The organism is Nonomuraea sp. NPDC048881, from assembly GCF_040649795.1.
Classification (GTDB): domain Bacteria; phylum Actinomycetota; class Actinomycetes; order Streptosporangiales; family Streptosporangiaceae; genus Nonomuraea.
In genome coordinates this window covers 456,429-472,706 of the sequence record NZ_JBEZGC010000009.1, presented here as the reverse complement: position 1 = coordinate 472,706, position 16,278 = coordinate 456,429, and the positions used below count along the sequence as shown (strand labels likewise).

The following is a 16,278-nucleotide window of genomic DNA, read 5'->3' as shown; positions in this document are numbered from 1 at the left end:
AGGACCGGGCGGTGGCGTCGGTAGCCTTGGGGGTGCCATGAAGAGTTCCCCGCTCGCGGCACTCACCGCGATTCTCGCCGCCCTGTTCGTGCTCGGCACCGCCACCCCGGCGCTGGCCCACGACTCACTCAAGAGCAGCGACCCGGCCAAGGGCGCCGAGGTCGAGGCCCTCGACGAGGTCAGGCTGGAGTTCACCGCCAAGGTGCGCATGCCGTTCGTCATCGTCCGGGGCGCGGATGAGGCCGTCTTCCAGGAGGGCAAGCCCGAGGTCGACGGCGCGGTGGTGCGGCAGGCGGTCAAGGGGCCGCTGCCGGGCGGGAAGTACACCCTCGCCTACCGGGTCGTCTCCTCCGACGGCCATCCCATCGAGGGCGAGATCCCCTTCACGGTCAAGGCGGCTCCGGCGGCCTCGCCGAGCGCGTCGGCCACCGACGCGGCGTCGGCCGCGCCCTCCACCGCCGCTCCCGCTCCCTCCTCCGCCGCTCCGGTCGCTCCCGCGGCCGACCAGGCGGCGGCCACGCCGAAGGGCGGCTTCCCGACCTGGCTGGTCATCGTGATCGGCGCGCTGGTCGGCATCGGCATCGGGTTCCTGTTCAGCGCGCGGAAGAAGAAGCCATGAGCAGAACGGCGCGGCTCGCGCTCGCGGGTGCGGTGGCGGCGGTCGCCGCCCTGGTGATCGGCATGATCGCCGGTGGCCGGGCCTTCCCCAGGATCATCCCCGGGCTGCCCGACGCCGGGGCGGTGGTCAGGTGGGGCCTGCCGGTGTCCAAGCTGCTGATGGACGTCACCGGCGTGCTCACCGTCGGCCTGCTGCTCACGGCCGCCCTGCTGCTGCCCAACGACAAGGGCATGCTCGGCAAGCCGGGCCTGCTCTACGTCAGGGCCTCGTCCTGGACGGCGCTCGGCTGGGCCGCCTCGGCGTTCCTGGCCATCGTGTTCACCACGGCCGACTCCTGGGGCCGTACGGTCCCGCAGATCCTCAACCGGGAATACCTGACCAGCACCGCCACCCAGACCACCCAGGGCGTGGCGCTCACGCTGGTGGTGCTGTTCGGGGTGGCCATCGCGCTGTTCTCGCGCGGCGCGATCACCGCCGGGGCCGCGGCCGGCCTGCTGGTGTTCGCGCTGGTGACGATGTTGCCGCCGCCGCTGACCGGCCACACCTCCTCCTCGCCCAACCACGACCTGGCCACCTCGGCGGTCTCGCTGCACCTGCTGGCGCTGGCCCTGTGGGTGGGCGGCCTGGTCGTGCTGGCCGCGCACGCGATGCGCGGGCAGCCGCAGCTCACCGTGGCCGCCGCCCGGTTCTCCGCGCTGGCGCTGTGGTGCTTCGTCGCGGTCGGCCTGTCCGGCGTGTTCAGCCTGGTCGCCCGGCTCGGCGCGCTGTCCGACCTGTGGACCACCCAGTACGGCCTGCTGGCCCTGGCCAAGATCGTCGCCTTCGTGCTGCTCGGCTACGTCGGCTACTGGCACCGGCAGCGCACGCTCGTCGACCTGGAGGCGGGCCGGCCCAGGGCGTTCACCCGGCTGGCCGGCGGCGAGACGCTGCTCATGCTGGCCACCGTCGGGTTGGCCGTCGCGCTGTCGCGCACGCCGCCCCCCGAGTTCAGCGTGCCCGCCGACCGGGCCTTCGAGCTGCTCGGCTTCCCCGTCCCGCCGGAGATCACGATCGCGAACGTGTTCTCGCTGTGGTGGTTCGACCTGTTCTTCGCCGCGGTGGCCGCCGTGCTCGCCGGGCTCTACGGCGCCGGCGTCTACCGGCTGATGCGGCGCGGCGACTCCTGGCCGTGGGGGCGCACCGCCGCCTGGTTCATCGGCATCGCGCTGCTGGTGTTCGCCACCCAGAGCGGCCTGGCCCGCTACGCCAAGGTCCTGTTCGACGTGCACATGATCGAGCACATGACGCTGTCCATGATCGTGCCGATCTTCCTGGTCCTGGGCGGTCCGGTCACGCTGGCGCTGCGGGCGCTCAAGCCGGCGGCCAGGCGGGGCGACAGGGGCCCCCGGGAGTGGATCACCACGATCCTGCACAGCCGGGCGGTCAAGGTCATGTCCCATCCGGTCGTGGCGACGGCCATCTTCGTCGCCTCCACCTACGCCCTCTACTTCACGCCGCTGTTCGAGTCGGCCATGCAGGAGCACCTGGGGCACATCTGGATGACCCTGCACTTCCTGCTCAGCGGCTCGCTGTTCTTCTGGGTGATCATCGGCGTCGACCCGGGCCCGAGCCGGCTGCCGTACGTCGGCCGGCTGCTGATGCTCTTCGTCACCATGCCCTTCCACGCCTTCTTCGGCATCGCGCTGATGATGACCGGCTCGGTGATCGCCGCCGGCTGGTACGAGCCGCTCGGCCGCACGTGGGGCGACAACCTGCTGCAGACCCAGCAGGACGGCGGGGCCATCGCGTGGGGCTTCGGCGAGATCCCGACGCTGCTCGTGCTGCTGGCCATCGCGGCCCAGTGGTACCGCGACGACGAACGGCAGGCCCGGCGGGCCGACCGCAAGGCCGACCGGGGCGGCGCACGCGACACCGAACTCGACTCCTACAACGACTATCTCGCCCGTCTCAACCGCGCTGACAAGGGCGAGTAGCGGTTCGGCCATGGCACCCTATCCTCGGCTCACAGGTCTCAGGACCGCCGGGTAGCCTGTCTCACAGGGGAGAAGGGCATAACCTCATCAGCTAGCGTGCGCAGACCTTGAGGGGGGATTGCGCGACGCGTGCGGGGCGCCGGAGTGGGGACCGGCGCGGGCCCGGGGTGCCGAGGAAGGCGAGACCATTGGCGGAAGAGACACGCATGCGCGGGGGGCAGAGCCTGGCCGAGGCGCTCGAAGGCCTCCTGGCGCAATGGTCGGAGCGGACGGGGATCACCGTCGAGACCTGGGCGCTGCCCGGCACCGACGTGCCCTCGCGGGTGTCCGGCGGCGTCATGGAGACGATGCGCGAGGCGCTGTCCAACGTCGAGCGCCACAGCCGGGCCCGTACGGTCGCGGTGGCGGTGACCACGGGCCCGAGCGGCCTGCGCCTGACGGTCAGCGACGACGGCCAGGGCTTCGCCGAGGGCGGCGCGGGGCGCGGGATCGCCCGGATGCGGGCCGCGTTCGCCGAGCTCGGCGGCACCCTGTCGGTCAACGGCGTGCCCGGCGAGGGCACGACGGTGAGCGGGGCGATCCCCAGACGACGCTGACGGCCGGGGCCGGTCAGGGGAGGGTCAGGATCTCGCTGCCCGTCTCGGTGACCACGATGGTGTGCTCGAACTGGGCCGTGCGCTTGCGGTCCTTGGTCACTGCGGTCCACTTGTCGGGCCAGATGTCGTAGTCGATCGTGCCCAGCGTGAGCATCGGCTCGATGGTGAACGTCATGCCAGGCACCAGCTCCACCCGCAGCGACGGGTCGTCGTAGTGGGGGACCATGAGGCCGGAGTGGAAGCTCGTGCCGATGCCGTGGCCGGTGAAGTCGCGCACGACGCCGTAGCCGAAGCGCTTGGCGTACGCCTCGATGACGCGGCCGACCACGTTGAGCTGGCGGCCGGGGGCGACCGCCCTGATGGCCCGCATCATGGCCTCGCGGGTGCGCTCGACCAGCAGGCGCGACTCCTCGTCGACCTCGCCCACCAGGTAGGTGGCGTCGGTGTCGCCGTGGACGCCGCCGATGTAGGCGGTGATGTCGATGTTGACGATGTCGCCGTCGCGCAGCACGGTGTCGTCGGGGATGCCGTGGCAGATGACCTCGTTGATCGAGGTGCACAGCGACTTGGGATAGCCCTTGTAGCCCAGCGTGCTGGGGTAGGCGCCGTGGTCGATCAGGAACTCGTGGCCGATGCGGTCGAGCTCGTCGGTGGTGACGCCCGGGGCGATGTGCCGGCCGACCTCTTCGAGCGCCTGCGCGGCGATGCGGCCCGCCACGCGCATGCGCTCGATGATCTCGGGGGTCTTCACGTCGGACTCGCCGGTCGTGGGGCGCTTCTTGCCGACGTACTCCGGCCGCTCGATGTGGGCGGGGACCTTCCGGACGGGCGAGACTCGCCCGGGCTGGAGCAGTGTCGTCATGAAACACGAGTCTACGGGGCAGAATTGACCATGTGAGCGAAGGCCAGTGGTGGTTCTGTCTCAAGCACATGCGGGTCGAGCCCGACCAGGGCTGCCCCAACAAGGACCGGATGGGTCCCTACGCCTCGGAGGAGGAGGCGGCGGGCGCGTTGCAGCGCGCCGCCGACCGCAACAAGGCGTGGGACGAGGCCGAGCAGGAGGACGAGTGACCCCCGCCTACGGCACGACGGCGTAGGCCCGCACGGGGAAGGTGCCCATGCCCGCGATCATCGGGGGCGCGGCATGGAACCTGAACCCCTCCGCGGGCAGCGCCGACAACCCCGTCAGGTGCTCGACGATCGGGATCCCCGCCTTCAGCAGGATCGTGTGGGCGGGGCGTTCGCCGTGCGGCGGGGTGTCGTCGATGTTGAGCGAGTCGATGCCGACCAGCGCCGCGCCCTGCTCGGCCAGCCACGCCGCCGACTCGGGCGCCAGGTACGGGTGGTCGCGGAAGTAGGCGCCGGTGCCGAAGTGGCGGTCGAAGCCGGTGTGGATCAGCACCGCCCGGCCGCGTACGTCGAGCGCGGTGTCGGGCCCGGTGTCGAGCGCGGTGTCGAGCACCACCTCGCGGCCGTCCCCCGAGGCCGGTACGACCAGGCCGGGCAGGTCGGCCAGGCTGCTCAGCGGCACCTGTGCCAGGTCCTGGCCGCCGGCGTAGCGGTGGTGCGGGGTGTCCAGGTAGGTGCCGGTGTTGGCGGCCAGCGTGATCACGCCGATCTCGAACTCGGTGCCCGGGGCGTAGACCTCGCGTGAGTCCTCCCTGCTCAGGTGGGTGCCCAGCGTCGGCCCCGGGACGCCGGGGTAGGTGGTCATGCCCTCGGTGATGCGGTGGCTGAGTTCGACGATCATTTGGCGGCTCCCACCCGGCCGAGTCGGACGAGGGCCACCGTGCCGATGGCGGCCCAGACGAGGTTCAGCCCGGTCGAGGGCCAGGCGGCGTTGTAGGCGCTGTTGACCATGAGCCCGAGCGCGCCGAGCAGGTTGACGACCTGGTACGTCGCGCCGTCGCCGGACAGCCGCGCGGACGAGACCAGGGCGTACCCGGCCAGCAGCAGGGCGGCTCCGGCCCAGCCGACGGCGTCGAGGAGGAGATCCATGGCCGATATTCTCTGGATTTTTGGCCTTAAAGCACAAATAAAGAAAGCTAAAGGTAGACGTAAGCTGACCTGCATGGATATTGATCCTCGACGCCTGCGTGTCCTGCACGAGGTCGCCCGCCGCGGCGGCGTGATGCGCGCGGCCGAGGCGCTGTTCCTCACCCCCTCCGCGGTCTCCCAGCAGCTCGCCCAGCTCGAACGCGAGGTCGGGCTGGCGCTCATCGACCGCTCCCAGCGCCGCGTCTCGCTCACCCCGGCGGGACGCGTGCTCGCCGGGTACGCCGAGCGCGTCGAGGAGGAGCTGAGCGAGGCCAGGAAGGAGCTGACCAGGTTCACCGAACGCCTGGCCGGGCCGGTGCGGATCGCCGCCTTCCCCACGGCGATCAAGCACATGCTGGTGCCCGCGATGCGCGCCCTGGCCGAGCGCCACCCCCGCATCACGCCGGTCATCCACGAGGTCTACGGCCAGCCCGCCCTCCAGGAGCTGCGCCTGGGCGCGGTCGACCTGCTCATCACCGAGCAGGACATGAGCCTGCCGGTCCCGGCGCAGCCGTCGCTGAACGTCCGGCCGCTGCACGTGGACGAGTTCCGGGTCGTGCTGCCGCCCGACTGGCCCGAGCCGGAGTCGACGGCCGACCTGATGCGCCTGCCCTGGGTGGCCGCCGAGCCGGACCAGGCGTGCGGGCAGGCGCTCGACCGGCTCGCCGGGATCCACGGCGTCGAGCCGCGCAGGACGCACGTCGTCACCGACTTCTCGCCGGTGCTCGCGCTGGTGGCGGCCGGGCACGGGGTGGCGATCGTGCCCGCGCTGGCCCTGCTCGACGTGCCGGAGGGCGAGGTGCGGGTGAGCGAGGTACGGGAGGTGGGGGCGCGCCGCCTGGACGCGGTCACCCGGGTGAGCAGGACGCGGTCGGGCGAGCCGGACCCGGTGCAGGCGGTGGTGATCGGCGCCATCGAGGAGGCCACCGAGAACCTGCGGGCCGCCCTCGGCCCCCGCCTCGCCGCCCAGCCCTGACCCGCGGCCGTACCTGACCCGTAGCCGCGCGCTACTCCGACAGGCGGGGGCCGCTGACCTTCTCCAGCAGGCGGGCCAGGCGCTCGCGCAGCCCCGCCCGCCGCTCGACCTCACCGGCCGCCGCGCTGACCAGGTGCTGGGCGCCGTCGAAGGTGATCAGCCCGGTGGCCGGGACGGCGATGGAGTCGTGGGCCAGCCCGCTCAGCTCGGAGTCGGCGCCCTCGATCGCCAGGATGGTGGCCCCCGTACGGCGGGCGTCGTCGACGCGTTCCAGCAGCGGGACGGGCGCCGCCTGCTCCGACAGCACGAACAGGGTCTCGCCGCGCCCCGCCTGCCGCAGGCGGTCGAGGCCGACACGCAGGTGGGCGGGGGCGTCGGCGGGCGGCGACCAGCGGATCAGGGTGGGCGCGAGCTGCGGCAGGCCGGAGAACCTGGCCTCGTCGCTGAGGTGGGCGGTGACGTGCCAGGGCTCGTCGTCCGGGGGGCCGACGAGCAGCAGGCCGCCGGGCGAGCGGGTGGTCCGCAGGGCCAGGCCCAGCTCGCGGGTGCGTTCGAGCCAGCCCGTCGTGGCCAGGAGCTCGCGCAGGAATGCCACCGAACCTGAGTCCATGCCTCCATGGTGCACGAGGAGCGCGGCGGAGGTGGCCCGTTCGCCGCCGGGTGCCGCCCCCGGCCTGCGGCCCGCGCCGCCGGGGCTGGCATGATCGGAGCCATGACAGATGTGAACGGGCTCTCCATCGCGATCCTCGGCGGCACCGGCGACCAGGGGAAGGGGCTGGCGCGGCGGTTCGCGCTGGCCGGGCACACGGTGCTGATCGGCTCGCGCAGCGCCGAGCGGGCCCAGGAGGCGGCCGGCTCGATCGGCTCGGGCGCGCGGGGCGGGGCCAACGCCGACGTGGCGGCCGAGGCCGACGTCGTGATCGTGGCGGTGCCGTACGAGGGGCACAAGGCGCTGCTGGAGTCGTTGCGCGCCGAGCTGGCCGGGAAGATCGTGGTCGACTGCGTCAACCCGCTCGGCTTCGACAAGCAGGGCGCCTACGCGCTGCCGGTGGAAGAGGGCAGCGCCGCCCAGCAGGCCGCCGCGGTGCTTCCCGAGAGCCGGGTCGTGGCGGCCTTCCACCACGTGTCGGCCGTGCTGCTGATGGACCCGGCCGTGGAGAAGGTCGACCTCGACGTGCTGGTGCTCGGCGACGACCGCGAGGCGACCGACACCGTGCAGGCGCTGGCCGAGCTGATCCCGGGGGTGCGCGGCGTCTACGGCGGCCGGCTGCGCAACGCCCACCAGGTCGAGGCGCTGACCGCCAACCTCATCTCGATCAACCGCCGCTACAAGGCCCACGCCGGGCTGCGCGTCACCGACGTCTAGAGCCAGCCCGCGTCCTCGGCGACGCGGACGGCGTCGATCTTGTTGCGGGCGCCCGTCTTGGTGATCGCGGCCGTGAGGTAGTTGCGCACCGTGCCTGCCGACAGGTGCAGGCCGGCGGCGATCTCCTCGGCGGTCGCGCCCCTGGCGGCCTGCCGGAGCACGGTGGTCTCGCGGGGGGTGAGCGGGCTCTCGCCGTACTCCATGGCCGAGGAGACCAGCTCGCTCTCCAGCACGCGCAGACCGGCCGCGGTGCGCCTGATGGCCTCGGCCAGGCGGTCGCCCGGCGCGTCCTTGACCAGGAACGCCTCGATGCCCGCGGCCAGCGCCCGGCGCAGGTGGCCGGGCTGCCCCATGGCCGTGAGCACCAGGATCCGGCAGGACGGGAGCCGTTCGCGCAGCTCGGCGGCGGCGGTGATGCCGTCGGTCACCGGCAGGTCGATGTCCACGACCGCCACGTCGGGCCGGACGTCGAGGGCGACCGGCACGATCTCGTCGCCGCGCACGACCTCCGCCACCACCTCGATGTCCGGCTCCAGCCGGAGCAGGGCGGTGAGCGCGGCGCGGATCATGTGCATGTCCTCGGCCAGCAGCACCCGGATCACGCCGGAACCTCCATGGCCAGCAGGAAGCCGCCGCCGTCCGTGGCGGCGGCGGCGCACGTGCCGCCCGCCTGGGAGGCCCGTTCGGCGAGCCCGGTGAGGCCACCGCCGGGCACGCCGGGCTCAGCGCCGGGCTCGCCGCCGGCCGCGCCGTCGTTGGCGACCTCCAGGCGGACCCGGCCGTCCCGCAGCGACGTGGTGATCGTGCAGGTGGTGGCCCTGCTGTGGCGCAGGACGTTGGTGACCGCCTCGCGCACCCCCCACGCCAGCGCCTCCTCGGCCCGCCGGGGCAGCGCCACGTCGGCCAGGTGCGCCTGGCAGCTCACCCCCGACGACTCCAGCAGCGCCGCCGCGCGGTCGGTCTCGCCGCTCAGCGACATCGCGCGGTAGCCGCGGGCCACGTGGCGGACGTCCTGGGCGGCCTCGCGGGCGACGCGTACCAGCTCGCCCACCTCGCCGCGGGCGGAGGCGGGGTCGCGGTCCATCAGGCGGGCGGCCAGGTCGCCCTTGAGCGCGATGGCGGTGAGGCTGCGACCCAGGCCGTCGTGCAGGTCGCGGGAGATGCGCAGGCGTTCCTTGAGCACGGCGGCGTCGGCCAGCTCGGCCCTGGCCTCCTCCAGCTCGGCGGCGACGCGGACGAGCCGGACCAGGACGTAGATCATCGAGCCGGTGATGGGGACGGCGATCACGTAGAACAGGGTGACCACGGCGTAGTGGGGGCCGATCCACATGATGGCGCCCTCGTACAGCATCATGAGGACGACCAGCGGCACGGCCCAGCGCAGCCCCAGGAACACCAGCAGGGTCCCGGCCAGCAGCGGGGCGGCGATCGACGACCAGCCGCTCGGCAGCAGGTAGTCGCCCGCGTAGGTGACGACGGCCTGGAGCACCAGCGTGGCCGGGAACAGCGGCGGGCGCCCGCCGCGCAGGGCGGCCCGCATGTTGACGTAGTGGGTGGAGACGACGGCGACCGTCACGGCCGCCGCGAGCAGCCCGATCGCCGGGCCGCCCATGAAGTAGAGCAGCCCGATGAGCGAATAGACGACCGAGACGCCCGTGATGAGCACGCGCGCGAGCCTCTGCGCCGAGGACGAGACCACCACAGCAGCGATTATGTCCGACTCAGGACCGGCGCGGTTCCCAGCGGAACCACAGCCGGATCGCCACCACGCCCGCCACCGCCCACCCGGCCAGGACGAGCGCCGGCACGAGCGCCTCCCCGGTCTTCGCCGCGTGCACCACGGCCGAGGTGGGCAGCAGGTCCAGCACCGGGCTCAGCCACGAGGGCAGCGGGATCGGCCCCATCGCGCCCGCCGAAACCGCGGCGACCAGGAACACCGGCATGGCGAACGCCCCGGCCAGCTCACTCCGCGGGATCGCCGCCGTGTACGCCGCCCCCAGCAGCGCCAGGACGGCCGAGCCCGCGGCGGTCACGGCGGCGAACAGCAGCGGGTCGTCCGGCAGCGGCACCCCGGCGGCGAACCGCACGGCCACCGCGCACAGCACGATCACCAGGAAGGTCTGCGTGGCCGTGGCGGCGACCTGGCCGGCCAGGATCTGCGCGTCGGTCAGCAGCCCGGCCCGCAGCCGCTTGAGCACGAGCTGGTCGCGCCGGTTGGTCAGGGCGACCGCGATGTTCATGAACGCGGTGAGCGCCAGCACGATCGCCAGCGAGCTGTGGAACACCGCCGTCGCGAACGGCACGCCGCCCCCGGTGACGTGCCGCATCAGCGCCGGCATGCCCACGGTCAGCCCGACGGGGGTGATCACCGAGGCGGCCAGCATGGCGCGGTCGCGCCAGAACAGGCGGGTGCCGAGACGGTAGGTGGCGGTCAGGCTCATCGGGCGCTCCTGGGCAGGTCGAGGAAGAGGTCTTCGAGGGTGGCCGCGCGGACCTCCAGGCCGGTCAGCCGCAGCCCGCGGCCGGCCGCCCAGGTCAGCAGCGTCTGCGCGGCCAGGTCGGGGTCCTCGGCCCGGCAGACGGCGGCGCCGGACTCCACCGTGGCCGGCACCGGCAGGTCATCCGCGGCGACCCCGGCGGGCAGCCGGAACGTCACCCGTCCGCCCCGCGCGGCCAGCGTCTCGGCCATCCCGCCGGCCGCGACGATCTCGCCCCTGTCCATGATCGCCATGGACGAGGCCAGGCGCTGGGCCTCCTCCAGGTAGTGGGTGGTGAGCAGGATCGTGGTGCCGCGCGCGGCCAGGCCGGAGACGACCTCCCACGTGTTCGCGCGGGCCTCGGGGTCCATGCCGGTCGTGGGCTCGTCGAGGAACAGCACGTCGGGGCGGCCGAGCAGGGCGAGCGCCAGGTCGAGCCGGCGCTTCTCGCCGCCGGAGAGCTGGCGCACCCTGGTCCCGGCCTTGTCCGTCAGGCCGGCCAGGTCGAGCGCCTCCCCGGCCGGGCGCGGCACGGGGGTGAAGTCGCGCCAGACCGCGACCGTCTGGGCGACCGTCAGGTCGGGGAAGAACCCGGCCTCCTGGAGCATGATGCCGACGCGCTGCCGGACGGCCGCGCGGTCGGACCAGGGGTCGAGGCCGGCGACCCGGACGGCGCCGCCGTCCGGCCGCTGGAAGCCGGCCAGCACCTCGACCGTGGTGGTCTTGCCGGCGCCGTTCCGGCCGAGCAGGGCGAAGATCTCGCCCTCGCCCACCCGGAACGAGACGCCCCTGACCGCCGCGAATGTCCCGTGGTTCTTCCTGAGCTCGTTCACCTCGATCATGTGTCCGACTATGGCCGGACGGGTCAGGGGGCCGACAGTGAAGAATTCACGACTTCCTGGACAGCTTCAGCAGCGCGTCCGTGACCCCCTCGGGGTCGATCACCTGGTGCAGGTGGAGGCCGGGCAGCCGGGTCACCGGCCAGCCGCGCCCGGCCGCGTCGCGGGCCACCTCCTCGTACGGCGGCCCGAACCACAGGCACGAGCACCTGACCGCGTCCCAGCCCGCGGGCACGGGGACGGGCTGCGTGTAGTAGTCGAGGGGCAGCCGCGGCTGCTCGCCCGTGACCAGCAGCCGCTGGGCGGGGTCGGGGAGCATGGCCACGATGTCCTCCTCGTCCCACCAGTCGGTCCAGCGCGGCAGCACGCCGTCGGGGCCCGCCAGGCCGCGCAGGAACGGCAGGAAGCCCTCCTCGGCCGTCCTGACCAGCCCCTGGGACGGCGGCACGTGCGCGTCGGCGAACACGCAGGCCACCACCCGGTCGCCCAGCCCCTCCTTGATCACCGGCACGAAGAACCCGGCGTTGCTGTGCGCCACCAGCACGAGCGGCCCGTCGGAGGGCACGGCCGCGCGCACCGCCGCGACCACGCGCGGCCAGTACGGCGCCCCGCCGGCGGACACGCCGGTCAGGTCGGGGACGACGGCCGCCCGGCCGCGCCGCCCCAGCGACTCGGCCACCGGAGCCCACGTCGAGGGCCCGACGGAAGGGCTGTGCACCAGCACGAAGGTCGTTTCCATGGCCTCCACCCTGTCAGACGACGAGGGCGTGCCGGGAGACGGGTTTCCCGGCGCCGTCGTAGGCCGCCCAGGCCGCCGCGAGGTCGCACACCGCCCGCGACAGCTCCTCCTCGGGGAACAGGAAGTGCAGGCGCAGGTGGGCGGCGTGGCCGCCCAGCGGGTCGAATGAGCCGCCCGGCGGCACCGCGACGCCGTGCCGGAGCGCCACCTGGGCGAAGGAGCCGGCGTCGCCGCGCGGCAGGCGCACCCAGACGGTCTGGCCGCCCTGGGCCGGCTCGAACGTCCAGGACGGCAGGCGCGCCCGCAGCTCGGCGCACAGGTGGTCGTGCCGCCGGCGCAGGGCGCGTACGCGGGTCTCGCGCACCTCGTCGAGGCGGCGCAGCAGCGCGACGGCGGCGAGCTGGCTGAAGACCTCGCCGCCGAGATCGTGCACGGCCCGCAGCCGGGACAGCCGCGAGACCACCGGCGCCGCCGCGCGGATCCAGCCCACCCGCAGCCCGCCCCACACCAGCTTGCTCAGCGAGCCGACGGTGACGACCCGCTCGCCCCCGCCGAAGGCGGCCACCGGCGCCGGCGTCCCGCCCGAGAAGCACAGCTCGGCGCAGACCTCGTCGTCGATCAGCGGCACGTCGTGCGCGGCGGCCAGGGCGGCCAGCCGCCTGCGGCCCGGGTCGTCCATGACCGCGCCGTCGGGGTTGCGCGCGGTGGGCACGCCGTAGACCAGCGCCGGCCGCTCGCGCACGGCCCGCCGTGCCTGGTCGTCACCCAGGTCGACGGGCTTGACGACGGCCGCCGCGTGCCGGAACACCTCCAGCGCGCCCGGGTACGTCGGCGACTCGGTCAGCACGGTGTCGCCCGGCGCCACCAGCAGCCCGGCCAGCAGCGTGAGCGCCTGCTGCGCGCCCGTCGTCACCATGATCTGGTCCGCCGTGGTGGGCAGGCCGCGCGCGCCGTAGTAGCCCGCCAGCGCCTCGCGCAGCGCGGGGTGACCCGCCGGGTGGTAGCCCAGGTCGCGCAGGCCCGCCACCCGCGCCCCCGCCTCCTGGTACGCCTCGGACAGCGCCGGCGGCGGGTCGTCCGGCGCCGCGCAGGTCAGCAGCCGCACGCCGTCGGAGTCGTGCAGGAGGTTCAGCATCAGCGGGTTGGCCGCCACGCCGTCGGCCGTCCTGGTGGCCGGCGGGTCGCCCGGCGCGACGCGGGTGCCGCTGCCCTGGCGGCGCGTCACCCGGCCCTCCTGCTGGAGCAGCTCGTAGGCGGCGACCACCGTGCCGCGGCCGACGGCGAGCCGGTCGGCCAGCACCCGGTCGGGCGGCAGCCGTTCGCCGGGCGGGAGCACGCCGTCGTCGACGAGCGCCCTCAGCCGGGCGGCGAGCAGCAGGTAGAGCGGCCCGCGCCCGGAGGCCCACCGGCCCAGCAGGTGGACGAGGTCATCGGGATTGGCTCTATTCATGGACCAATTCTGCGGTATTGGCTCTGCACCCGCACACCAATCCGGGGGATATTCGATGACATGAGTGATTTTCGCCCTGAGACGCGTGCCGTCCACCTGCCGCAGCCCCCGGTCGAGGGCAGCCGGCCGATCGGCATGCCCATCTACCAGAGCGCCGGGTTCGCCTTCGACGACCCCGAGCTGATGGGCGTGGCGATGACCCGTCCCGACGACGCCTTCGTCTACGGCCGCGACACCAACCCCACCGTGCGCGCCCTGGAGCTGGCGGTGTCCGGCCTGGAGGGCGGCGCCGCCGCGCTGGCCGCCGCCTCCGGCATGGGCGCGATCAACACCGCGCTGCTCGCCCTGCTCAAGCCCGGCGACCACCTCATCGCCCAGCGCTCCCTGTACGGCGGCACCGCCACGATGCTCAACGACCTGGCCGGCAGGTTCGGCATCGCCGTCACCCACGTCCCCGAGAACGACCCCGCCGCGCTGCGCGCCGCCGTCCGGCCCGAGACGCGGCTGGTCTACCTGGAGACCATCAGCAACCCGATGGGGCTGGTCGCCGACCTGCCCGCGATGTGCGCCACGGCCCGCGAGCTGGGCGTCCTGTCGGTGGTGGACAACACCTTCGCCACGCCCGTGCTCTGCCGCCCCCTTGAGCACGGCGCCGACGTCGTCGTGCACTCCGCCACCAAGTACCTGTCCGGCCACGGCGACGTGATCGGCGGCATCGCCGTCTTCGCCGACCCCGAGCTGTACGGCAGGGTCTGGCACTTCGCCACCGAACTGGGCGCCGCGGCCGCGCCCTTCACGGCCTGGCTGACGCTGCGCGGGATCCAGACGCTGCCGCTGCGCATGGAACGCCACTGCGCCAACGCCGACCTCCTGGCCCGGCGGATCGCCGAGCACCCCGCCGTGTCGGCCGTCCACTGGCCGGGGCTGCCCGCGCATCCGTCGTACGAGCTGGCCGCCAAGCTGCTGCCCGCCTTCGGCGGCGTGTTCTCCTTCGAGCTGGCTGGCGGGCGGGCGGCGGGGGAGGCGTTCATGCGGTCCGTACGGCTGGCGCGCATCGCCCCCTCGCTCGGCGGCGTCGAGACCCGCGTCATGCAGCCCGCCACCACCTCCCACCGCTTCCTCGGCCCCGAGGACCTGGCCAGGCACGGCGTGAGCGAGGGCATGGTGCGCGTGGCCGTGGGCATCGAGCATCCCGAGGACCTGTGGGCAGACGTGGCCCAGGCGCTCGGATAGCGTCGGCTCATGCCCGCCGATCGCGGGCGCACGACCGAAGGAGAGCCGTGACCACCGTCACTTACCAGGACGTCCTTGACGCGGCCGGCCGGATCGAAGGGCACGTGCTGCGCACGCCCGTCCTGGAGATCTCGCCGGGCCTGTCACTGAAACTGGAGTTGCTGCAGCACTCGGGCTCCTTCAAGGTGCGGGGGGCCTTCAATCGCATCCTGTCGGCCGGCCCGTTGCCCGCCGCCGGGGTCATCGCGGCCAGCGGCGGCAACCACGGATTGGCCGTCGCCCATGCCGCCAGGGCGCTCGGCGTGCGGGCCGAGATCTTCGTGCCGGAGGTGACGAACCCGGTGAAGGTGGCCGGGCTCAAGGCGCTCGGCGCGCACACCACCCAGACCGGGGCGATCTACTCCGAGGCCGCGGAGGCCGCCGCCAAGCGGGCCGCCGAGACGGGCGCGCTGGCCGTGCACGCCTACGACCAGGCCGAGGTGCTGGCCGGGCAGGGCACGACCGGGCTGGAGATCATGGAGCAGACCGGGGGCGTGGACACGGTGGTGGTGGCCGTGGGCGGCGGCGGGCTCGCCGGCGGGATCACCCTGGGGGCCCGGGCCGGGGGTGACGCGCCGCGGATCGTGGCGGTGGAGCCGTACGCCATCCCCACGCTGCACGAGGCGCTGCGCGCCGGCCGTCCGGTGCCGGTGCAGGTGGGCGGCGTGGCGGCCGACGCGCTGGGCGCCACGCAGCTCGGCGGGCTGGCGTTCGAGGTGTTGTCGGGGGCCGGGGTGGACAGCGTCCTGGTGGACGACGACGCGATCGTCGCGGCCCGGCGGACGTTGTGGGAGCGGCACCGGCTGGTGGCCGAGCCCGCGGGCGCGGCGGCGTACGCGGCGCTGCTGTCGGGGGCCTACCGGCCCGCGGCGGGTGAGCGGGTGGCCGTCGTGGTCTGCGGCTCCAACACCGACCCCGCCACGCTCTCCGGCGCGGCGGGGTGAGCCCGTCCCGGATGCGCGGGGCGCGCGGCCGGCTGTAGGCGTCAGCAGTAGGTGTGCTCGGGGGCCGGGAAGGCCCCCGAGGTCACCTCGTCGGCGAAGGCCCGCACCGCGCGGTCCATCTCCGAGGCCAGGTCGAAGTAGCGCTTGACGAACTTGGCCGGGCGCGGCGTCAGCCCCATCAGGTCCTGCCACACCAGGACCTGCGCGTCCGTGGACGGCCCTGCCCCGATGCCGACCGTGGGGATCGACAGCGACGTGGTCACCCGGTGGGCCAGATCGGCCGGCACGCACTCCAGCACCACCGCGAACGCCCCGGCCCGCTCCAGGTCCTTGGCGTCGGCCATCAGCTCGTCGCCCGACTGGCCGCGCCCCTGCACCCGGTAGCCGCCGAGCGTGTTGACCGACTGCGGCGTGAGCCCGAGGTGCGCCATGACCGGCACGCCCGCCGACACCAGCGCCTCGACCTGCGGCAGCACCCGCCGGCCGCCCTCCAGCTTGACCGCGTGCGCCCCCGCCTCCTTCATGAACCTGGCCGCCGACTCCAGCGCCTGCTGCGGCGACCCCTGGTACGACCCGAACGGCAGGTCCGCCACGACCAGCGCCCGCGACGACCCCCGCACCACGGCCGCGGTGAGCGGGACGAGGTGGTCGAGGGTGACCGGGAGAGTGGAGTCGAAGCCGTAGACGACCATGGCCGCGGAGTCGCCGACCAGCAGCACGGGCACGCCCGCCTGGTCGAACACCCGGGCCGTCATCGCGTCGTAGGCGGTGACCATGGGCCACCGCTCTCCGCGCTCCTTGGCCGCCGCGAGGTCGCGGACGGTGACCCGGCGGCCCGACGCGCCGCCGTACAGCGTGGTGGAAGACGTGGTAGATGACATGGACTACCTCCAGAAACGTCTCGAGGCGTCCCAGTGACGTCCCCGGACTCCTTCGATGATGTCATGAGGGGAAATCCAGTGGCGAAACTGTCGGTGCCTCTTGACACAA

The 16,278-nt window shown here is 73.8% G+C and carries 19 protein-coding genes; 8 read left to right on the top strand and 11 right to left on the bottom strand.

Going from position 1 to position 16,278, the window contains the following annotated elements; all coding sequences use genetic code 11:
* Positions 1-37 precede the first annotated feature (37 nt).
* The 3 genes from AB0C33_RS31850 (at position 38) to AB0C33_RS31840 (ending at position 3,188) form a co-directional block, all read left to right on the top strand.
* Entirely contained in the window at positions 38-619 is a 582-nt protein-coding gene (locus AB0C33_RS31850; RefSeq protein WP_358294267.1) for a copper resistance CopC family protein, read from the top strand.
* Complete coding sequence (locus AB0C33_RS31845; protein WP_358294266.1) at positions 616-2,592, top strand: cytochrome c oxidase assembly protein; 1,977 nt, start codon at positions 616-618, stop codon at positions 2,590-2,592. Before AB0C33_RS31850 ends, AB0C33_RS31845 begins: the two co-directional genes overlap by 4 nt.
* A 206-nt stretch (positions 2,593-2,798) precedes the next feature.
* On the top strand, positions 2,799-3,188 hold the full coding sequence (locus AB0C33_RS31840) for an ATP-binding protein (protein ID WP_358294264.1): 390 nt from the start codon (positions 2,799-2,801) through the stop codon (positions 3,186-3,188).
* A 13-nt stretch (positions 3,189-3,201) separates the two neighbouring features.
* On the opposite strand, the gene map is transcribed toward AB0C33_RS31840, so the two are convergent.
* On the bottom strand, positions 3,202-4,050 hold the full coding sequence (map, locus tag AB0C33_RS31835; protein WP_352353489.1) for a type I methionyl aminopeptidase: 849 nt from the start codon (positions 4,048-4,050) through the stop codon (positions 3,202-3,204).
* 32 nt (positions 4,051-4,082) lie between these two features.
* Between map and AB0C33_RS31830 the strand changes: the two genes are divergently transcribed.
* Entirely contained in the window at positions 4,083-4,259 is a 177-nt protein-coding gene (locus AB0C33_RS31830) for a hypothetical protein (protein ID WP_352323881.1), read from the top strand.
* Between the two features lie 7 nt (positions 4,260-4,266).
* Here the strand turns inward: AB0C33_RS31830 and AB0C33_RS31825 are convergent, their stop codons facing one another.
* Positions 4,267-4,938: a cyclase family protein gene (locus AB0C33_RS31825; RefSeq protein ID WP_358294262.1), complete on the bottom strand. Its 672-nt coding sequence runs from the start codon at positions 4,936-4,938 to the stop codon at positions 4,267-4,269.
* On the bottom strand, positions 4,935-5,186 hold the full coding sequence (locus AB0C33_RS31820; RefSeq protein WP_358294260.1) for a hypothetical protein: 252 nt from the start codon (positions 5,184-5,186) through the stop codon (positions 4,935-4,937). Before AB0C33_RS31820 ends, AB0C33_RS31825 begins: the two co-directional genes overlap by 4 nt.
* A gap of 73 nt (positions 5,187-5,259) precedes the next feature.
* On the opposite strand from AB0C33_RS31820, the gene AB0C33_RS31815 reads away from it, so the two are divergent.
* A complete protein-coding gene (locus AB0C33_RS31815; RefSeq protein WP_352353485.1) occupies positions 5,260-6,201 on the top strand; it encodes a LysR family transcriptional regulator in 942 nt (313 codons plus the stop codon).
* A gap of 31 nt (positions 6,202-6,232) precedes the next feature.
* Here AB0C33_RS31815 and AB0C33_RS31810 read toward each other — a convergent pair whose 3' ends face one another.
* Positions 6,233-6,811, bottom strand: coding sequence for a hypothetical protein (locus AB0C33_RS31810; RefSeq protein WP_358294258.1), 579 nt, complete (start codon positions 6,809-6,811; stop codon positions 6,233-6,235).
* 102 nt (positions 6,812-6,913) lie between these two features.
* Between AB0C33_RS31810 and npdG the strand changes: the two genes are divergently transcribed.
* Positions 6,914-7,567 carry an NADPH-dependent F420 reductase gene (gene npdG, locus AB0C33_RS31805; protein WP_358294256.1) on the top strand — a complete coding sequence of 218 codons (654 nt, stop codon included), beginning with the start codon at positions 6,914-6,916 and terminating at the stop codon, positions 7,565-7,567.
* Here npdG and AB0C33_RS31800 read toward each other — a convergent pair.
* The 6 genes from AB0C33_RS31800 to AB0C33_RS31775 are packed head-to-tail and all read right to left on the bottom strand — an operon-like array spanning position 7,564 to position 13,072.
* Positions 7,564-8,169, bottom strand: a complete 606-nt coding sequence (locus tag AB0C33_RS31800; protein ID WP_358294254.1) for a response regulator transcription factor — start codon at positions 8,167-8,169, stop codon at positions 7,564-7,566. The genes npdG and AB0C33_RS31800 overlap by 4 nt on opposite strands.
* Positions 8,166-9,269: a histidine kinase gene (locus AB0C33_RS31795; RefSeq protein WP_358294252.1), complete on the bottom strand. Its 1,104-nt coding sequence runs from the start codon at positions 9,267-9,269 to the stop codon at positions 8,166-8,168. Before AB0C33_RS31795 ends, AB0C33_RS31800 begins: the two co-directional genes overlap by 4 nt.
* A gap of 19 nt (positions 9,270-9,288) precedes the next feature.
* Positions 9,289-10,008: an ABC transporter permease gene (locus AB0C33_RS31790; RefSeq protein WP_358294250.1), complete on the bottom strand. Its 720-nt coding sequence runs from the start codon at positions 10,006-10,008 to the stop codon at positions 9,289-9,291.
* Complete coding sequence (locus AB0C33_RS31785; protein WP_358294248.1) at positions 10,005-10,886, bottom strand: ABC transporter ATP-binding protein; 882 nt, start codon at positions 10,884-10,886, stop codon at positions 10,005-10,007. Before AB0C33_RS31785 ends, AB0C33_RS31790 begins: the two co-directional genes overlap by 4 nt.
* Before the next feature lie 46 nt (positions 10,887-10,932).
* On the bottom strand, positions 10,933-11,622 hold the full coding sequence (locus AB0C33_RS31780; RefSeq protein WP_358294246.1) for an alpha/beta hydrolase: 690 nt from the start codon (positions 11,620-11,622) through the stop codon (positions 10,933-10,935).
* Between the two features lie 13 nt (positions 11,623-11,635).
* Entirely contained in the window at positions 11,636-13,072 is a 1,437-nt protein-coding gene (locus tag AB0C33_RS31775; RefSeq protein WP_358294244.1) for a PLP-dependent aminotransferase family protein, read from the bottom strand.
* Positions 13,073-13,132: 60 nt separating this feature from the next.
* On the opposite strand from AB0C33_RS31775, the gene AB0C33_RS31770 reads away from it, so the two are divergent.
* Positions 13,133-14,305 (top strand): aminotransferase class I/II-fold pyridoxal phosphate-dependent enzyme, encoded by a 1,173-nt coding sequence (locus AB0C33_RS31770; protein WP_358294242.1) that lies wholly within the window; start codon positions 13,133-13,135, stop codon positions 14,303-14,305.
* A 47-nt stretch (positions 14,306-14,352) separates the two neighbouring features.
* A complete protein-coding gene (locus tag AB0C33_RS31765) occupies positions 14,353-15,288 on the top strand; it encodes a serine/threonine dehydratase (RefSeq protein ID WP_358294240.1) in 936 nt (311 codons plus the stop codon).
* Positions 15,289-15,329: 41 nt separating this feature from the next.
* Here AB0C33_RS31765 and panB read toward each other — a convergent pair whose 3' ends face one another.
* Positions 15,330-16,169, bottom strand: a complete 840-nt coding sequence (panB, locus tag AB0C33_RS31760) for a 3-methyl-2-oxobutanoate hydroxymethyltransferase (protein ID WP_358294238.1) — start codon at positions 16,167-16,169, stop codon at positions 15,330-15,332.
* Between the last annotated feature and the right edge of the window lie 109 nt (positions 16,170-16,278).